At 68.6% G+C, this 18882-nt stretch carries 11 protein-coding genes and 2 tRNA genes; 5 read left to right on the plus strand and 8 right to left on the minus strand.

The window, feature by feature from the left end; all coding sequences use genetic code 11:
* Window position 1: 1 nt before the first annotated feature.
* From PUN51_RS10610 to PUN51_RS10640, 7 genes are all read right to left on the minus strand, one after another.
* Window positions 2-628: a bacterial proteasome activator family protein gene (locus PUN51_RS10610; protein ID WP_159632930.1), complete on the minus strand. Its 627-nt coding sequence runs from the start codon at window positions 626-628 to the stop codon at window positions 2-4.
* 78 nt (window positions 629-706) lie between these two features.
* Window positions 707-910, minus strand: coding sequence for a YbdD/YjiX family protein (locus tag PUN51_RS10615; RefSeq protein ID WP_159632931.1), 204 nt, complete (start codon window positions 908-910; stop codon window positions 707-709).
* The gene (locus PUN51_RS10620) at window positions 910-3207 is read right to left on the minus strand and encodes a carbon starvation CstA family protein (protein WP_275180884.1); all 2298 of its coding nucleotides are present in this window, start codon (window positions 3205-3207) and stop codon (window positions 910-912) included. Before PUN51_RS10620 ends, PUN51_RS10615 begins: the two co-directional genes overlap by 1 nt.
* 147 nt (window positions 3208-3354) lie before the next feature.
* Window positions 3355-6210 (minus strand): hypothetical protein, encoded by a 2856-nt coding sequence (locus tag PUN51_RS10625; protein ID WP_275180885.1) that lies wholly within the window; start codon window positions 6208-6210, stop codon window positions 3355-3357.
* Window positions 6210-6947, minus strand: a complete 738-nt coding sequence (locus PUN51_RS10630) for an ABC transporter ATP-binding protein (protein WP_275180887.1) — start codon at window positions 6945-6947, stop codon at window positions 6210-6212. Before PUN51_RS10630 ends, PUN51_RS10625 begins: the two co-directional genes overlap by 1 nt.
* Window positions 6944-7549 (minus strand): PadR family transcriptional regulator, encoded by a 606-nt coding sequence (locus PUN51_RS10635; RefSeq protein WP_224024946.1) that lies wholly within the window; start codon window positions 7547-7549, stop codon window positions 6944-6946. The genes PUN51_RS10630 and PUN51_RS10635 overlap by 4 nt, the downstream gene beginning before the upstream one ends.
* A 121-nt stretch (window positions 7550-7670) precedes the next feature.
* Window positions 7671-8654: an NAD(P)H-quinone oxidoreductase gene (locus tag PUN51_RS10640; protein WP_224024944.1), complete on the minus strand. Its 984-nt coding sequence runs from the start codon at window positions 8652-8654 to the stop codon at window positions 7671-7673.
* Window positions 8655-8762: 108 nt separating this feature from the next.
* Between PUN51_RS10640 and PUN51_RS10645 the strand changes: the two genes are divergently transcribed.
* Both PUN51_RS10645 and PUN51_RS10650 read left to right on the plus strand, forming a co-directional pair.
* Window positions 8763-8850: transfer RNA gene (locus tag PUN51_RS10645), tRNA-Ser, on the plus strand.
* Between the two features lie 423 nt (window positions 8851-9273).
* Complete coding sequence (locus PUN51_RS10650; RefSeq protein WP_275180891.1) at window positions 9274-13803, plus strand: ExeM/NucH family extracellular endonuclease; 4530 nt, start codon at window positions 9274-9276, stop codon at window positions 13801-13803.
* Window positions 13804-13891: 88 nt separating this feature from the next.
* Here PUN51_RS10650 and PUN51_RS10655 read toward each other — a convergent pair whose 3' ends face one another.
* A complete protein-coding gene (locus tag PUN51_RS10655) occupies window positions 13892-15826 on the minus strand; it encodes an FAD/NAD(P)-binding protein (protein ID WP_275180893.1) in 1935 nt (644 codons plus the stop codon).
* Between the two features lie 84 nt (window positions 15827-15910).
* Between PUN51_RS10655 and PUN51_RS10660 the strand changes: the two genes are divergently transcribed.
* From PUN51_RS10660 to PUN51_RS10670, 3 genes are all read left to right on the plus strand, one after another.
* Entirely contained in the window at window positions 15911-18154 is a 2244-nt protein-coding gene (locus PUN51_RS10660) for a prolyl oligopeptidase family serine peptidase (protein WP_275180895.1), read from the plus strand.
* Window positions 18155-18497: 343 nt separating this feature from the next.
* Window positions 18498-18683, plus strand: coding sequence for a GNAT family N-acetyltransferase (locus PUN51_RS10665; RefSeq protein WP_275180897.1), 186 nt, complete (start codon window positions 18498-18500; stop codon window positions 18681-18683).
* 107 nt (window positions 18684-18790) lie between these two features.
* Window positions 18791-18879 (plus strand) — tRNA-Ser (locus tag PUN51_RS10670).
* The last annotated feature ends 3 nt before the right edge of the window (window positions 18880-18882 follow it).

Here is an 18882-nt window from a genome sequence, read left to right on the forward strand (position 1 = left end):
CCTACAGGTACTGGCCCGGGCCGTGGTCCGGGTCCTCACGCTGGCCGGGCCGTGCAGCCTGCCCCGGCCGGGCGCCGGCCGGGGCCCGCTGTGGCTCGCCGTTTTCCCCAATCACGACGCCGGGGGCAATCATGGTGCCGGGCGGCAGCTGGCGCAGCTGCAGCTGGGCTGCGGCGTGTTCCCGGGCGGCGTGCTGGGCAGCGATGGCGGTCTGGATACCGTGGAACAAGCCTTCGAGCCATCCCACCAGCTGGGCCTGGGCGATCCGGAGCTCGGCATCGGAGGGCGTGGCGTCGTCGGAGAAGGGCAGGTTGATCCGGTCCAGTTCCGCTACCAGCTCGGGTGCGAGGCCGTCCTCAAGCTCCTTGATGGAGCGCTTGTGGATGGCGGCGAGCCGGCCCCTCGCGGCGTCATCCAGCGGTGCGGACTTCACCTCTTCGAGGAGCTGCCGGATCATGGTGCCGATCCGCATCACTTTGGCGGGCTCATCCACCAGGTCCTGCAGGCTGCTGCCCCGCGGCCTGCCGTCCCCGTCAGACGGGGCCTGGACAGGTGCCTCGTTGTCATCAACGGGGGTGCCTTCTACAGGGAGGTCCTCAGCTGCCTGAGTGTCATTGGGATCGCTCATGCGTTCATACTCTCACGGCCCATCGGCACAGGGCCCACCGGTGAAGCCCTGTGGCAGGCTTGTCCGCTGCGGGCTCAATCAGCAGCACCGGCCCTGGGGATTGCTGTCCTGGCGGTCGGTGCGGTCCCGCCAGAACTCCCGCTCGGTCAGGGGTGCTTCTGCATGCCCGGCCGCCCGGTGATGTTCCAAATACTTGGCGTACGCGTCCGCGCCCATGACGCCGCCCAGGTAGCGGGCAAACCCGCGAAACCCGTTGGCCACCAGGGCCATGCCCGTGCTCATCAGTGCCTGGCCCGTTCAAGGCGGGCCTCTGCGGGCACCTTCGCCCACTCCGCAGCAAGCTCACGTTCGGCGGTTGTGGGCACCAGCCCGGCGGGGGCAAAGACGCGCGACGGAACAGCCGGGTCCTCGTTGTCGGTGGTGGCCACCCCTGCCGACCGGTCCCGGAACGCCTTGGCCGTGGCGAGCACCGCCGTCGCAATCACGATGATGCTCAGCACCACGAAGATCACGGACAGCCAGCCCTGGATGGCCGTGTTGCGGACCACGGCTTCCATCGCAGCGACCGATTTCGCGGTGCCGAACTCCTTCTTGCCGTCGGCCAGCGCCTTGCTGAAGGCGGCGTTGTTGGCGAAGTACCCCACAGCCGGGGTGGAGGAGAAGATCTTCTGGTAGCTCGCCGTGATGGTGACCACCGCGGCGAACGCCAGCGGCAGGGCGACGATCCAGAGGTACTTGAAGGTGCCGCGCTTGGCGACGATGGCCAGGACCACGGCCAGCGCGATGGCGGCGAGCAGCTGGTTGGCGATGCCGAACAGCGGGAACAGGGTGTTGATGCCGCCCAGCGGATCGGTGACGCCCATCAGCAGCACCGCGCCCCAGGCTGCCACCATGATGGCGGTGCAGAGCCAGGCACCGGGCCGCCAGGAGGCTTCCTTGAATTTGGGGACGAAGTTGCCGATGGAGTCCTGCAGCATGAAGCGGGCAACGCGCGTGCCGGCGTCCACAGCGGTGAGGATGAAGAGCGCCTCGAACATGATGGCGAAGTGGTACCAGAAGCCCATGAGGGCGGTGCCGCCGACGAACTGGTGCATGATGTGCGCCAGGCCCACGGCCAGCGTGGGGGCGCCGCCGGTCCGGGACACGATGCTTTGCTCGCCCACGTTCCGGGCCGTCTCGGACAGCAGGTCCGGGCTGATGTTCACCCCGGCCAGGCCCAGGCTGTTGACCCAGGTGGCTGCCGTTTCCACGGTTCCGCCGGTGAGGGCTGCGGGGGCGTTCATGGCGAAGTAGAGTCCGCGGTCGATAGAGATGGCTGCCACCAGGGCCATGATGGCCACGAAGGATTCCATCAGCATGCCGCCGTAGCCGATGTAGCGGGTCTGCCGTTCCTTCTCCACCAGTTTGGGGGTGGTGCCGGACGAGATGAGGGCGTGGAAGCCGGACAGGGCGCCGCAGGCGATGGTGACGAACAGGAAGGGGAACAGGGCCCCGGAGAACACGGGTCCGTTTTCCCGGCTGGCGAATTCGCTGAATGCGGGAACGGTGACCTCGGGACGGACCACGATGATGGCCAGCGCGAGCATCACGATCACGCCGATCTTCATGAAGGTGGAGAGGTAGTCGCGCGGGGCCAGGAGCAGCCACACCGGCAGGATGGCGGCGATGAAGCCGTAGATGATGAGGCCCCAGGCGATGGTCACCTTGTCCAAGTGGAACACGGTTGCGCCCCACTCGGTCTGGGCCACCAGGCCGCCGCCGATGATGGCCGCCATCAGCAGGACGAAGCCGATGATGGAGACTTCCATGACCTTGCCGGGCCGCAGGTAGCGGAGGTAGACGCCCATGAAGAGCGCGATGGGGATGGTCATGCCCACGGAGAACACGCCCCACGGGCTTTCACCCAGGGCGTTGACGACGACGAGGGCCAGGATGGCCACGATGATCACCATGATGAGCAAGGTGGCAACGAGGGCTGCCGTGCCGCCGATGACGCCGAGTTCCTCGCGGGCCATCTGGCCCAGGGAGCGGCCGCCGCGGCGCATGGAGAAGAACATCACCAGGTAGTCCTGGACGGCGCCGGCGAGGACCACGCCGACGATGATCCAGATGGTGCCGGGAAGGTAGCCCATCTGGGCGGCGATGACCGGGCCCACCAGCGGGCCGGCCCCTGCGATGGCGGCGAAGTGGTGGCCGAAGAGCACGTTGCGGTCCGTGCGGACATAGTCCTTGCCGTCGGCCTTGTACTCGGCCGGGGTGGCGCGCCGGTCGTCAGGCTTGGTGATGTAGCGTTCGATCACCTTGGAGTAGAAGCGGTACCCGATCAGGTAGGTGCACACGGAGGCAAAGACGAACCAGATGGCGTTGACGGTCTCGCCGCGGACGATGGCCAGCATGAACCAGGCGACGCCGCCCAGCAGGGCGATCGCGGCCCAGAGTGCGATCTTTGCCGGAGTCCATTTCCGGTCCTCGGCGTCGAGCCGGGCGCCGTCCACGGCAGGCGGGGGAAGATCCGGGTCAGTAGCCAGCCCGCCCTCCGCCCGGGATCCGTTCTTCCGTTGGTCAGGCACTCCGGCCATGTCTCCTCCTTGAGAGATTTCCCACTTTTCCTACTGGGCACCCTACCAACGCCGGTCCGCGCTTTAGCGGCCGACGGCGGCGCGGCGCCGGGCCGTGCGGTGAGCGGCAGCGACGCGGCGACGAATGAGGGGACGGAGGCTCTGCCCTTACGCCAGGCTGCGCCGGGACAAGGGCAGGCCGGACGGGGTAAAGGTCCAGGCAAGCACCGCGCCCGTCACCGGTACCGCCATGACGAGGGCCAGCAAGTGCAGCCAGGGAATGTCCACTGCCGTCCGCATGTCCGTCGACAGGACAAGCAGGAGCGCAGGTACCACCCCTGCCAGCACTCCCAGCAGGGCGCCCACGCCACTGGTGAAAAGGGCCTGCGATCCTGCCAGGGCCTTACGCAGCCGCGGTGAGGCTCCCACCCCGGCAAGGGTGGCATGGTCCGTACGGGCATCGGCCAGGGATAGGCCGGTGGTGATGCCCGCTGCGCTGAACGTGATGAGGGCCGCCGCGGCCACAATGGACCAGGTCATCCACTGGCTGCCCTGGGAAATGCCCGGTTCGGCCCGGAAGGCCATGCCGGGTTGCCGGTAGACGGCCGCGACGGCAGCGGAGGCTGCATCCGCCTCGGCCTCCGACGGATACGCCGCCAGTTGAACCAGCAGCCCGGCAGGCTCTGCGTGGAGCTCCAGGCGTGCTGCGGTTTCCGGCGAGACAACGCCGAAGTATGGGACCGGGACCACCGGCTCAAGAACCGCTGCGGCCAGGGAAGTGCTCCTCACCACTGAGGGCACCGTGCCCGGCCCTGACGGCGCCGGCCCTTGGGTCCGCACATCCTGCGCCTGCAGCAGGACAGATCCGTCACGGACGAAGACGGGGTTGGTCACCACCATCCCGCCGGCCTCCAGCACCGCCAGGGACTCCGCAGAGGGGTCGCGGCCCAGCACTGCCCGGATGTCGTCCGCGCCGCCCACCAGGATGGCCCTGCCGGAGGGCTGTTCATTGACCATGGACCCGCGGCACCGCCAGTCCCCCGGGTCCACTACCCGTCCCACGGGTGTCGTCGGGCACGTATTGGCCTGCGGCCTGGCAAGCGAAAACAACAGGCAATTCGAGGTGTCCGTCAGCGCCGGCAGGCCAGGATCGGCGGGGCCCTCCGGGCAGTTCCGCAGGCTTGCGGGGGCGGTGATGAGCCGGGTCGATTGAACCGTCCCCAGGGCACCATCCACCGCTGCGGAGAGCACGCCGGCGTCAATGTGCACGGGCGGCCGCATGCTGCCATCGGCAGCGAGTGGCTGGTCCACCGTAAGCGGCAGGTACGCCTGGTTTTCCAGGGCGCCCCAGTAATGCGAGTCCCGCAGCCCGGCCTGCTGGCTGGCTGACAGCACCAGGGCAGCGCTGGCCAGGGTGGCGGCGGCGAGTACGGCGGCCACGGCGGGGACGCTCCGGCCGCGGTTCCTTGCCGAATCCCGCGCCGCCATCCGGAGGGAGAGGGACAGCCAGCGCGTCCGGGACGTCAGCCGGGCGATCAGCCATCCGGTCAGCATTACCAGGCCCGCAACTGCGGCCACCGCTCCGGCGATCAGCATGGTGGCCACCACGGGCAGTTGCTCCGCCCGCTGGTCGGGATCGTTCGTGGAATTGCTGAGAAGCCAGCCGCCCATCAGCAGCCCTGAGGCAAGTGCCAGCGCGACGATGCCGGCCACCGTGGTGCGGCGCCCCGTGGGCGCTGGCGCCCGCCCGGATTTGAGCGCACCCAGGACGGCCTGCCTTGACACCTGGCGCGCCGGGACCAATGCGGCCAGCAGGCAGGCGCCCAATCCCATGGCCATGGCCACGGCTGTCAGGAGGAGGTCCGGGTGCAGGCCGGCCAGCCGGGCGGAGCCGGTGGAACGGACCACGTGGACGACGACGGCCGCAGCCCCCAGCCCCACTGCGGCGCCGGCGGCCACGGCCAGGCTGCCAAGCCACAGTCCACCGGCAGTGACGACGGCTCCGACGGTGGCAGTGTCCGCTCCGGAGGAGGCCAGCAGTGCCAGCTCACGTACCTGGCGCTTGGCACCGACGGCGAAAGCGGCACCGGCCAGCAGGCCTACCTCGAGCAGTGCGAGCGCACCGACCAGGCCGAAAGTGGCATAGACGGTCACCAGGACAGGGGTGTTGTCGTGCAGCTGGGAACCGGGAACCGTGCGCTGGCCGGCGGGCGGCGGGTCCAGCACCACACTGCGGGAGAGCACGCCCACGCCTTCGCTGTTGGCCTCCCTGATCTGTTGCCAGGTGACCGGCTCGGGGCCCACCAGGTAATAGGACACGGACTGGCGGGTCGAAGGGCCCGGTGCCAGGTCCGCGGGCGCCTGGCCGGCCTTAAGGTACAGGATGCTGTTGCTGTCCGCGGCGGACGCGTCACGGATGGTACCCACCGGGACGAAGGTTCCTGCCGACGTCGTAAATTCCTGGCCGAAGGCGAGGTGGAACCGCGTCATCAGCCCGGGCGAGGCGAGCACTTCCGTCCCGTCGCGCGGTGCGCGGCCGGCCAGCAGGCTGTACTTGCCGTCAAAGGCCGGATTGAGCGCGTCCACCTCGCGGCCCGGCAAGGAAACCAGGGCCGCGCCCACGCCGGTGGTCAGCGTGAGCGTCCGCTGCGGAAGGACCTCGTAGCCCGCAGGAATGGCGTCGGCAGGGTTTGTCCGCTGGAAGTCCGGGTCGTAGCGGCCGGAGCTGGAAGCGACGACACCGTCGTTGAGTGGGTCCTGCAGGGAGTCAGCGCTGGGTACCGGCAGGACGCTGAACCTCGCCTGAGTGTTGCCCAGTTCGTACCGGACAATCTCCCCGGGCGTGCGCTGGGAGCTCTGGTAGAGGGTGGCGGCGCCGGTCATGCCCGCCACCGGCAGCATGATCAGAAGGACGATCAGGAGCGAGCGCCCCTTATGGCGGGCGATGTCGCGGCGGGCCAGCCGCAAGGCAACGCGGCGGCCGCTCCGGCGGCCCTGCGGCGCGGGAGCGAGGTCAAGCGGCATCAGAGTCCGGCCTGCGTCAGGAGCATCGTGGGGTCGTGCATGGCCGCCGCCTGGTCAATGATGCGTCCGTCGCGCAGGAAGACCACCCGGTCCGCCCAGGCGGCGTGCCTGGCCTCGTGGGTGACGAGCATGACGGCGGCTCCGGCATCGGCCCGGGCCCGCAGCACCTCCATGACCCCGTGGCCGGTGGTCGAATCCAGTGCACCGGTGGGTTCGTCCGCCAGGATCAGGCGCCGCTGGCCCACGATGGCCCTGGCCATCGCCACGCGCTGCTGCTGGCCGCCGGACATCTGGTCCATGAACCGGTCCGCCAGCTCCGGGATGCCCACCTGCCGCAGCGCATCCGCGGCCTGCCGGTGCGCCTTCCTCGCGGATGTTCCATCCAGCTCCAGCGGCAGCGCCACGTTTTCGCTGGCAGTCAATGTGGGGACCAGGTTGAAGTCCTGGAACACGTAGCCAACGGCCCGGCGGCGCAGGCGGGCCAGTTCGTTCAGGCCCAGCCCGGCCAGGGGCGTGGATTCGACAAAGACAGCGCCCGACGTCGGCCGGTCCAGTCCGCCGGCAACGGCGAGGAGTGAGGACTTGCCCGAGCCCGACGGACCCATCACTGCGACAAACTCCCCCGCGCAGATGGTGAGGTCGACGCCGCGGAGTGCGGCGACCGCCGTCGCGCCTTCCCCAAAGGTCCGGCCAACCTGGGCAAGTTCCAGGACCTGCTGCGGCCCCTGCACGCTCACCGGCGGCTGTCCGCGTTGAGCGGGGCGTCTTCCGTGACCCCGTTGGACGTTTTCCGGGCGGACCCCGCGGCTGCGGCCTGCGCCTGCTGGACCATCCTGGCCTCACAGAGGTCCAGCCAGCGGACTTCCGCTTCGGTCTGGAAGATCAGCGAGTCCAGTACCAGGAGCCAGGCGGTATCCGTGGCCCGCTGGTTCGCGGCCGTGTCACGCCGGGCTTTGGTGTAGTCCTGCAGGGCCCTGATGGACGCCACGCGCTGGGCCTGGATGATGGCCTGCACATCAACCCCGGGCAGGGTGACGGCGAGCGCCAGCTTGATGGCGAGCTCATTGCGGGGCGGATTGTTCCGTTCCACGGGGGCAGCGAACCAACTCTGCACCTCCGCTTTGCCGGCGGCGGTGATGCTGTACACCACGTGACCCTCGCCGTCGTCGCCTTCCTTGGCCACCAGGGAATCGCGTTCCAGCCGGTCCAGGGTGGTGTACACCTGCCCGATATTCAGGGGCCAGGTGGCTCCGGTGCGGTTCTCGAACTCGACCCGCAGCTGGTAGCCATAGCGTGGCTGGTCCTGCAGCAGGGCGAGGAGGCTGTGGCGAATCGACATGGTGCTCCCCCGGGCTTAGTCATTGCCGGCATGCACAGGCCCCCAAGACCCGTGCATACCGCGTATAGGCAGCCTAAACCGGAAGCATTCGGAACGCAATACCGGGTATGCATCCGGGGCCTTACATCACCAGGAGGACCTTGCCCACGTGGTCGCCGCTGTCGAAGTACCGGTGCGCCGCGCCCACCTGGTCCAGGGGGAAGGTCTTGGCAACCAGGGGACGGATCCTGCCGTCTGCCACCAGCGGCCACACAGCGTCGCGCACGGCGGTCATGATGGCACCTTTTTCCGCCACGGGCCTGGGGCGAAGCGCGGTGGCCACCACGGCCGCCCGCTTCTTCAACAGCAGGCCAAGGTCCAACTCGCCCTTGGTGCCACCCTGGAGGCCGATCACCACCAGGCGCCCGTAGTCGGCCAGGGCATCCACGTTCTGCGGGAGGTATTTGGCCCCCACCACATCAAGGATGACGTCCGCCCCCTTGCCTTCGTTCTGCCGCCGAAGACTGTCCGGGAAGTCTTCCTCTTTGTAGTTGATGGCGATGTCCGCCCCGAGGAAGGCTTTGGCGGTGCTGACTTTCTCATCGCTTCCGGCCGTGGTGGCCACCTTGGCACCGAAGGCCTTGGCGAGCTGGATGGCCATGGTGCCGATCCCGCCGGTGGCACCGTGGATGAGGACCGTCTCGCCCGGCTGCAGCTGCGCCGTCATGATGAGGTTTGAGTACACCGTCGCAGCCACCTCGGGCAGCGACGCGGCGGTGACCAGGTCAACCCCTTCGGGGACGCGCAGCACCTGCTCGGCCGGGACCGCCACCTGCTGGGCGTAGCCGCCGCCTGCCAGCAGGGCCACTACCTTGTCCCCCAGCGAGAACGGCTTGCTGACACCGGGTCCGAAGCCGGCGATCCGTCCTGACACTTCCAGCCCGGGGACCTCGGAGGCACCCGGCGGCGGCGGGTAGAAGCCCCTGCGCTGCTGGACATCGGCCCGGTTCAGGCCGGCTGCCACCACGTCAATCAGCACTTCGCCCTGGCCGGGCACAGGGGCGTCCACGTCCCGCACTTCCAGCACTTCCGGGCCGCCCGGTTCCGATATGTAGACGGCTTTCATGGACCTCTCCCGTTCCTGACTAAAATCCTGGCTGCATCCAGTGTGCACCGGGCGCTTCCCCGGGCCTGTTTTGTTGCAGGCAAGCGCCTATGAAACACTACTAGCTGAGGAAGGTTGTCCGAGCGGCCGAAGGAGCTGGTCTTGAAAACCAGTGTGCGGTAACCCCGTACCAAGAGTTCGAATCTCTTACCTTCCGCAAGGGAACCCCTGGCAGCCGGCACCGGCCGCCAGGGGTTTTTTGCTTTAAGCAGCCCCGGCCTGCCCTGTTGCGCGGACGTAAATTCTTTGGACTAATCCCCTGCCGAACCCGGGACCCAAAGCTACCCGCGGGTATTGTTTGTGACTGCCGGCACATTTGCGTGTCTGCCGGCAGCATCACTCCCGCCAACAGCACCTCCGGTCCGGGCTAGGGAAGCCCCGGACCGCAGGGCGGGCCGCTCCGCTGGGGAACGTCCCGCCGAATGCACGCTCTAGCCACCCTGCGTTCATTCAGCGCTGTTGTCATGTGCCGGACACCACTTGACCAGGAGCAGGGTCCGGGCCCACGTCCGATCGGTACAACCACGGACGCACTCCACCGGGCCACCCACCCGGGACACCTCAATGAAAGTAAGAGCGGATGCATCAAAAAACATGGAAGTTATCGCTGGGCACAGCGTTGTCCGCGGGGCTCATCGCCGCCCCGCTGGCAGCTGTCCCGGCAGCCGCGGAGGTCTCAGCCGCGGCCGGCACCTCCCCCGTTGTCATCAACGAGGCCTACCTCAGCGGCGGCAGCAGCGGCGCCGCCTACAAGAACAAATTCGTGGAGCTGTATAACACTTCGGACGCCCCGGTCTCCCTCGAGGGCTGGTCCGTGCAGTACCGCTCCGGGACCGGCGCTGCGGCGCCCAGCGGGGTGGCTGCCCTGTCCGGGTCCATCCCGGCCAAGGGCTACTACCTGGTGCAGGGCGGAAGCAATGGCACCAACGGCGCCGACCTGCCCAAGCCTGACCTGGTGGCGGGCGCCATGAACTTCGCCGGGGCCTCGGGAACCATCGTGCTCGCCAAGCAGCCCACCGCCGTCGCGCTTCCCACCGGTTCCGTGGTGGAAACAGCCGGCGTGGCAGACCTCCTGGGCTACGGCGCCTCCAACACCTTTGAGACCCAGGCTGCTGCGGCACCTGCCGGAAACACGGATGTGAAGAGCCTCAACAGGGCCGCCCGGGCGGACAGCAACAATAACGCCGCTGACTTCACGCTCCTTGGCACCATCACGCCAACACCTTCGGGCGGCACAGCTCCGGCTCCCGACCCCGCGCCCTCGCCCTCGCCGGATCCCGTTTCCAGGACCATCGCGGAGATCCAGGGCACCGGGACGGAAAGCCCGCTGGCCGGAGCCACCGTCACCACCAAGGGCAAAGTCACGGCAGTCTTTCCCACGGGCGGCCTCAACGGCTACTACCTGCAGACCCCCGGCACGGGCGGTGACCTGACGGCCACCAACCACGCCGCATCCGACGGCATCTTCGTCTACTCCCCCGCCACCGTGGCTTCGGTGCAGGCCGGTGACTACATCCAGGTGACGGGCACAGTGGCCGAGTACTACGGCATGACCCAGCTCAACGTCACGGCAGCGGCAGGCCTCACCAAGCTCACCGACGCTGCCCCCGAGGTCAAGCCCACCATCTTCACCCTTCCCGCCGCGGAAACCTTCCGCGAATCCCTGGAAGGCATGCTGCTGGCACCCCAGGGGCCCATGACGGTGAGCGACAACTACAGCCTGAACCAGTACGGCGAGATTGGCCTGGCGGGCGGGACCACTCCCCTGGTCCAGCCCACAGCTGTGGCACCGTTCGGCTCCGCCGGGTACACCGCCGTGGTGGCTGACAACGTTGCCCGCGGCATCAAGCTCGACGACGGGTCCAGCACCAACTTCCTGAAGGACGCCGCCACCAAGGCCCAGGTCCTGCCGTACCTGACCACCGCGGACCCCGTCCGCGTGGGTTCGCCGGTGGACTTCACCACCAACGTGGTGCTGGGTTACGCCAACAATTCCTGGAAGCTCCAGCCGCTGACCCACCTGACCGAGGCCAACAAGGCCACCGTCCAGCCGGCCAGCTTTGGTGCCACCCGCACCGCGGCCCCCGCTGCCGTGGGCGGCAATCTGAAGATCGCCTCCTTCAACGTGCTGAACTACTTCCCCACCACCGGTGACATGCTCTCCGGCTGCACGTTCTACGAGGACCGGGACGGCAACCCCATCACCGTCCGTGGCGGCTGCGACGCCCGCGGTGCAGCCAACGCGGAGAACTTCAAGCGCCAGCAGGACAAGATCGTCTCCGCCATCGCCAAGTCCGGCGCCGATGTGGTGACCCTGATGGAGGTGGAAAACTCCGCGCAGTTCGGCAAGGACCGCGATGATGCCCTGGCCAAACTCGTGGAGGCGCTCAACATCCCCACCCCGGGCATCTGGGACTACGTCCGCTCACCCGCCAATGCGCCCCCGCTGGCCGACGAGGACATGATCCGCACCGCGTTCATTTTCAAGAAGGCCGCCGCGGAACCGGTAGGCGAATCCATCATCCATAACGACACCGTTGCCTTCGCCAGCGCCCGCAAGCCCCTGGCCCAGGTGTTCAAGCCCGTGGGCGGCGGCGCCGGCACGGAATTCATCGCCATCGCCAACCACTTCAAATCGAAGGGCTCGGCAGCAACCCCGGACGATACTGACAAGGGCCAGGGCGCCTCCAACCTCGCCCGCACGGCCCAGGCCAAGTCCCTGCTGGACTTCGCCAACTCCCTGCAGGCGTCCAAGGGCACCGACAAGGTGTTCCTGATCGGTGACTTCAACTCCTACGGCAAAGAAGACCCGATCAACGTCCTCACGGGCGCGGGGTATGTCAACCAGGACGACAAAGCACGCAACGCGGACGGCTCGGCCAAGCACTCCTACCTTTTCGGCGGCCTGGTGGGCTCACTCGACCACGTCCTCGCTTCCCCCGCCGCCAACGGTGTGGTCACGGGCGCGGACATTTGGAACATCAACTCGGTGGAATCCGTGGCGCTGGAGTACAGCCGCTACAACAACAACGTCACCAACTACTACGCCCCGGACCAGTTCCGCGCCAGCGACCACGATCCCGTGGTGGTGGGCCTGAACCTCCCGGCCACGCCCGCCAGCGTTGATCTGAACCTCCTGAACATCAACGATTTCCACGGAAGGATCGACGCAAACACGGTGCAGGTGGCCGGCACCATCGAGAAGTTGCGCGCTGCCGCTGCTCCCGGTGCCACGGCGTTCCTGTCCGCGGGTGACAACATCGGCGCCTCCCTGTTCGCCTCGGCGGTCGCCAAGGACCAGCCCACCATCGACGTGCTGAACGCTTTGGAACTGAAGGCATCCGCGGTGGGCAACCACGAGTTCGACGGCGGCTGGGCGGACCTGCGCGACCGCGTCATCGCCGGCGGCACGAATGCGAAGTTCCCCTACCTGGGCGCCAACGTCTACAAGAAGGGCACCACCGAGCCGGCACTTCCGGAGTACACCGTGCTGGACCTGAACGGCGTCAAGGTGGCCATCATCGGCACCGTCACCCAGGAGGTCCCGTCCCTGGTGACGCCGGCCGGCATCGCCGACCTCGACTTCGGGGACCCGGTGGACGCCATCAACCGGGTGGCCGCGAAGATCACCGCAGACAAGATTGCCGACGTCATCATCGTGGAAGATCACGACGGCGCCGGCTCGGGTGTGGTGGAAGGCGCCACCCTGGAGCAGGAAGTGGCAGCCGGCGGCCCGTTCGCCAGGCTGGTCACCGAAACGTCCGCCGACGTTGATGCCATCTTCACCGGCCACACCCACAAGGAATACGCCTGGGACGCACCCGTTCCCGGCGTGGCGGGCAAGACCCGGCCCATCGTTCAGACCGGCAACTACGGCGAGAACGTGGGCCAGATCCAGCTGACCGTGGACACCGCCAGCAAGCAGGTGACCGCCTACAAGGCCGGGAACGTCAAGCGCACCACGGACGCCGCCGCCGGCCTGGTGGCTGCCTACCCGCGCGTGGCCGCCGTCGACGCCATCGTCAAGAAGGCCCTGGCGGACGCCGCTGTGGTGGGCAACCAGCCCGTGGGTTCGGTCACCAAGGACATCACCACGGCTTTCACAACCGACGCCACCGGCGCCGCCAAGCGCGATGACCGCGGCAGCGAATCCACCCTGGGCAACCTGGTGGCCGACTCGCTGCTCGATTCGCTGAAGCCCGCCGGCCTCGGCGGTGCGGAGATCGGCGTCGTGAATCCCGGCGGCCTGCGCAACGAGCTGTACTACGCGCCGGACGGCACCATCACCTACGCCGAGGCCAACGCGGTCCTGCCGTTCGTGAACAACCTGTGGACCACGTCGCTGACCGGTGCGCAGTTCAAGACCCTGCTGGAGCAGCAGTGGCAGACCAACCCGGACGGCACGGTCCCCAGCCGCGCCTACCTGCAGCTGGGCCTGTCCAAGAACGTGAACTACACCTACGACGCCGCCCGGGCCGCGGGTGACCGGATCACCGCGGTGCGGGTGAACGGTGAACTGCTGGACCCGGCCAGGTCCTACCGGGTGGGCACGTTCAGCTTCCTGGCCACCGGAGGCGACAACTTCCGGATCTTCACCGAGGGCACCAATACCCGGGATTCCGGGCTGGTGGACCGGGACGCCTGGATCGGCTACCTCCAGAAGAGCAGCCCTGTGGCTCCGGACTTCGCGCGGCGTTCGGTGGCGGTCACCAACACCACCGCCGACGGGGTCAAGCCCGGTGGGCCCGTCACCCTGGCGGTCTCGAAGCTTGACCTGACCTCCTTGGGCAGCCCGGTGAACACGGCCCTGGAGGCTTCGTTCACCGACGCTGCCGGCAAGGTCACCGCGCTGGGCACAGTACCGGTGGCCGCCGGTGCGGCCTCGGTGGACCTGGCTGTCCCGGCCGGGGCGGCGGAGGGCGCGGCAACCCTGGTGCTCACCGCCGTCGAGTCCGGCACCGTGGTGAAGGTGGCCGTGCTGGTGGGAGTTGACACGCCGGCGCAGCCGGTCTGTGTTCCGCCGGTCAAGCCCACCCGTCCCGCTGACGTCAGGGGGCAGGCGAACTACGGCCAGGCCATGGCTGCCTACCGCGCCTGCCTGCGGGGCTAAAACCCTGGATGCGCCATCACTTGTGGTCCCTGTTCCGCCGGTTCAGCGACCACAAGTGATGGCGCATCGCCGTTTAAGGCCCTGTGAGTTAAGCCCGGCGAAGGATGGCGGCGGCGATCTCGTCCGCATCGCGGAGCGTGCGCTGGCCACTGCGGTACGCGGGGCCGCCGGGCTGGACGGCCTCGGCGGCGATGGCGGTGCCCCACTGCGCTGACGACAACTGCAGCCCCAGCACAAACAGGCCCTCGGTCACTGACCCGTTGGCCGCAACCGGGCGGTACGGGTGGGCCTCCACGTCCAGGCCGGTGGACTCGATGGGGGCACCTTCGGCGGTCATCATGAGCTTGGGCCGCACCAGCCCATCGGCCAGCAGCTGCTCCAGTACCGGTGAATCGTTGGCCGAGACCCGGTTTCCGGGGGCCAGCGCTTCCACCATGGTCCGGGCCGTGGCGGGCGGCCCGGAAACCCACGGCGAAGCAGCGGTGAACATGGCCGCCTTCCGGTCCACCCGGAATTTCGGGTCCGGCCCAACAAAGCTGACCACCCCGGCCCTTGCCAGGGCGGCGAGCTGTTCGGAGCGCAGCGCCGGCGGTCCGCTGGCCAGGCCCTCCACGAACGATTCGAACCAGCCACGCAGGCCGGCGACCCATGACTCGTCGGTGATGCCGCCGTCGGCCACTGCCGTCTTCAGGACGGCGCGCCCGTGGTGCAGCGCGGCGATGGCCATCTTGACCGGATCGTCCTCGCCCAGGGCCGACCGGCGCGCATCGTCGAGCAGGAACTCCACCACGGCGGCGTCGTGGCCCCTGCAGGAATCGAACGAACGGCCTGCCAGTGGAGCCGCGAGCCCCGGCAGGTCCAGGCGGTGCCGGGGACCCACGTGGACGGCCAGGACGCTCTCAACGCCGTCCTCCCAGTTCGCGGCGCTGTGCGCGTGCGGCTGCAGGGCTTCCTCCAGCGCTGCGAGGAATGCGGGCGCGTCGGGCACTGCGCCGGGCTGCGAGCGCACCAGCGTCGAGTAGTAGGCCCACAGCGCGTCGCGGTGCAGCAGCGGCCACAGGTCATGGTCGAACGAAGGGCGGATCCCGGCCTTCGCTAGCCGCTCGATGGCGGCCTCGGTGAGGTAGCGGAGCGTGATGGAGGAGGCGTAGTAGCCGTCCAGTGCCGCCTTGGCACGGTACGGGGTTCCGCGCCGGGACGCTGCGATGATCAGGGGTTCCTGGCCGGACGGTTCGTACTCCAGGCCCGCGCCGTTGGACACGAACTTGCCGCCGCGGCCTTCGGTGAGCTGGCCCATGGTGTCGAAGAAGTTCAGGCCCATGCCGCGGACCAGGACCGGCTCGCCGGCGGGGATCAGGGACCAGTCCACGTCCGCCGGGACGGCGGGGGGAAAGTACTGCAGGCCCAGTTGTCCGGCGGCGGCCTGGAGCTCCCGCTGTTCAGGATTCAGCCGGGAGGGGATGTGCCCCAGGGCCAGCACCACGGAATGGGCGCGGATGCCCTCCCCGGTGGCCAGGCCGACGTCGAACATTCCGTCCCCGGCGGGGCGCACCGACACAGCGGTCGTTTCGTGGAATTCGATGGTGACGCCGTCGGGGGCCGTGCCCAGCAATTCCTCCACTGTGCAGCGCAGGTAGCGTCCGTAGAGGGCGCGGCTGGGAAAATCATTCGATCCCAGCACCGCCAGCTCCGCCCGGTCCCCCGCGGTGAGGGCCGGCAACGGGTCCCGCTGCTGCCGGGCCCGCCACTGGTCGAACGTGGTGCCGGCAACAGGAGCGGGAAGGGCAGGGTCCTCGGGAACCAGGGTGGGGTAGAAGGACTGGGTGTTCATGAGGAACAGCCGGGACTGGCCCGGTTGCCACACATGTCCAGGGCCTGCCGGGCAGGGGTCCACGACGTCGATGTGCAGGGCCGTTTTTGGGTTGCCGGCGACGGCGGTGTGGGCGAGCAGCCGCTCCAGCACGCTGGTGCCGCGGGGACCGCCACCGATGATGACGGCCCGGTTGCTCTGCGATATTTCCACGCCATCCAGCGTACGGGCTGGAAGCGGAGCGTGCGCCGGACGCTTGACTTGCCAGCCATGGGGGATGTTGTTTGGATGGGGCGCATGACCACCACAGCAGCTGATCAAGCGTCCGTACCCGGCTCCGGCCGGGACACCTCCGGCAGCAACTCCCGGGAAACCGCGCCGGAACCCGTCGACGAGAACGTGTGGCTGGAGGACATCTACGGCGAGGAACAGCTGGCCTGGGTCAAGGAGCAAAACTCCCGCACCGAGGACCTGCTGGAGGACGGCGGCTACGCGGAACTGGAAACCGGCATCCTGGAAGTACTGGACTCCACGGACCGGATCGCCATGGTGGGCAAGCGCGGCGACTGGTACTACAACTTCTGGAAGGACGGGCAGAACCCCAAGGGCCTGTGGCGGCGGACCACTTGGGAAAGCTACTGCACCGACTCCCCGGAATGGGACGTGCTGCTGGACGTGGACGAACTGTCCCGCGCCGAAGGCGAGGAGTGGGTGTTCCACGGCGCCACGTTCCTGCGCCCCGCAGCCGGGGAGCCCTACCGCCTGGCGCTGCTTGCCCTCTCCCCCGACGGCGGCGACGCCAACCGCTACCGCGAGTTCGACGTCGAGGCGCGCGGCTTCGTGGACCCCGCCCGCGGCGGGTTTGACCTCCCGACAGCGAAGGGCAACGTGTCCTGGCTGGATGCCGATACGCTGCTGGTTGCTTCCACCGCGGACGGGCTGCCCAAGACAGCGTCCTCCTACGCGCGGACGGCGGTGACGCTCAAGCGCGGAGAGTCCCTGGCAGCGGCTCCGCGCCTCTTCGAGGTAGCGGAAGACCACATGATGGCCGTGGCGGCCCATGACTCCACGCCCGGCTTTGAGCGGACTTTCGCCGTGGACTACATCGACTTCTTCAACCGCTCCAACTTTGTGCTGCGGGACGGATCCTGGGTACAGATCGACGTTCCCACCGACGTCAACGTCAGCGCCCACCGGGAATGGCTGCTCTTCCGTCCGCAGCAGGACTGGATTGTGGACGGCACCACGTATCCTTCCGGGGCCCTGCTCGCCGCCAACTTCGAGGACTACCTCGCCGGCAGCCGCAATCTCACGGTCCTGTTCACCCCCGACGCGCACACGTCCCTGCAGTCCTGGAGCTGGACCCGGAACTTCCTCCTGCTCAACCTGCTCAAGGACGTCTCCTCCGAGATCCGGGTCCTGGACCCGTCCCGGCCGTCCGGCGGCGCGGACGGCGGCTGGGCGGCCACGCTCCTGGACGCCTGCCCGCCGCTGCACGATGTGAACGCCTACGCCGTGGATGACGAGGACGAGGGGCCGGCGCACGGCGGCGCGGGCAATGACTTCTGGCTCATCGCCACGGGTTTGACCACCCCCACCACCCTGATGCGCGGCACCCTGGAACGCGGAAGCGCCGGGACGTCCGGCGTGGTGAGCCGGCATGCGGTGGTCAAGACCTCGCCGTCGTTCTTTGCCGACGCTGACTACCAGGTGGAGCAGCACTTCGCCGTGTCCGACGACGGCACCCGGGTCCCATATTTCCAGGTTGCTCCGCGGGACCTGGCTTTGGACGGGCAGAACCCCACCCAGCTGTCCGGCTACGGCGGATTCGAGGTGTCCCGGACGCCCGCCTACAGCGGCACCGTGGGCAGGGCATGGCTGGAGCGGCGGACCACGCTCTCGGACGGCAGCGACGGGAAGGCCCCCCACTCGCGCGGCGGGGTGTATGTGGTGGCGAACATCCGCGGAGGCGGCGAATACGGGCCGGCCTGGCACCGTGCCGCGCTGAAGGAAAACCGGCACCGCGCCTACGAGGACTTCGCAGCCGTGGCACGGGACCTCATCTCCCGCGGGGTCACCTCGCCGCGGCGGCTGGGCTGCGTGGGCGGATCCAACGGCGGACTCCTGGTGGGGAACATGCTCACCCGGTATCCGGAACTGTTCCGGGCCGTCTCCTGCGGCGTTCCCCTGCTGGACATGCGCCGCTACACCAAGCTCTCCGCCGGGCACTCCTGGATTGCCGAGTACGGGGACCCGGACGTTCCCGAGCAGTGGGAGTACATCAGGACCTTCTCGCCCTACCACCTGCTCAAGGACGCGGTGGAGTACCCGGAGACGTTCATCTGGACCGCGACCTCGGACGACCGGGTAGGCCCCGTGCAGGCACGGAAGATGGCCGCCCGGATGCTTGCCATGGGCATCCCGAACGTGTGGTTCCACGAGGCCCTGGAGGGTGGCCACGCCGGCGCCTCCGACAACCGGCAGGCCGCTGCCCTGCAGGCGCGCAGCCAGCACTTCCTGTGGAAAGCGCTGGCAGGCTGACCGCCATGGCACCCGGGCTGGCGGTACGGCGGGCCGTTGCCGCGGACGTGGAGCGGCTGGCCCAGGTGCACGTCCGGTGCTGGCAGGAGACGTACCGGGGCATGCTGTCCGATGCCTTCCTCGCCGCCGTGGACCCGGCCGACCGGCTGCGGCTCTGGCAGCACCTTCTGGACCGGGCCGAACCCGCCGAGGCGTGGGTGGCATGCGACGGCGGGACGGTGGTGGGGTTTGCCGGTTCCCGCCGGCTGCCTGCCCCCGGTTCCACGGAAGGGCATCCGCCGCCTGCCTCCGGAGACCTGGAACTGTGGGGGCTGTACCTGCTGGCCTCGCACCAGGTCTTGGCTTGGGCGCCCTTTTGCTGGACGCGGCCATCGGCTCCAGGGCGGCGAGCCTCTGGGTGGCAGCCGCCAACAGCCGGGCCATCGGTTTCTACCGCCGCTTCGGCTTTGCACCGGACGGCGCAGCGGACGTCCTGCCGGAGTGGGAGGACCTCCCGGAGATCCGGATGGTCCGCCCGGCGCAGGGCTGAGCGCAGAGCAGCCGAACCCCGTTTACCGGGGCCGCCGCCTGTGGCGGGCACCGTTTTGCACTGCATGGCCGGATCTGCGTATCCTTGGTGGGCTAGTAATAGCAACTGGAGACGTGCCAGAGCGGCCGAATGGACTTCACTGCTAATGAAGGGTCGGGGTTAAACTCGACCGGGGGTTCAAATCCCCCCGTCTCCGCGT

Source organism: Arthrobacter sp. NQ4 (assembly GCF_029077345.1).
Lineage (GTDB): Bacteria > Actinomycetota > Actinomycetes > Actinomycetales > Micrococcaceae > Arthrobacter.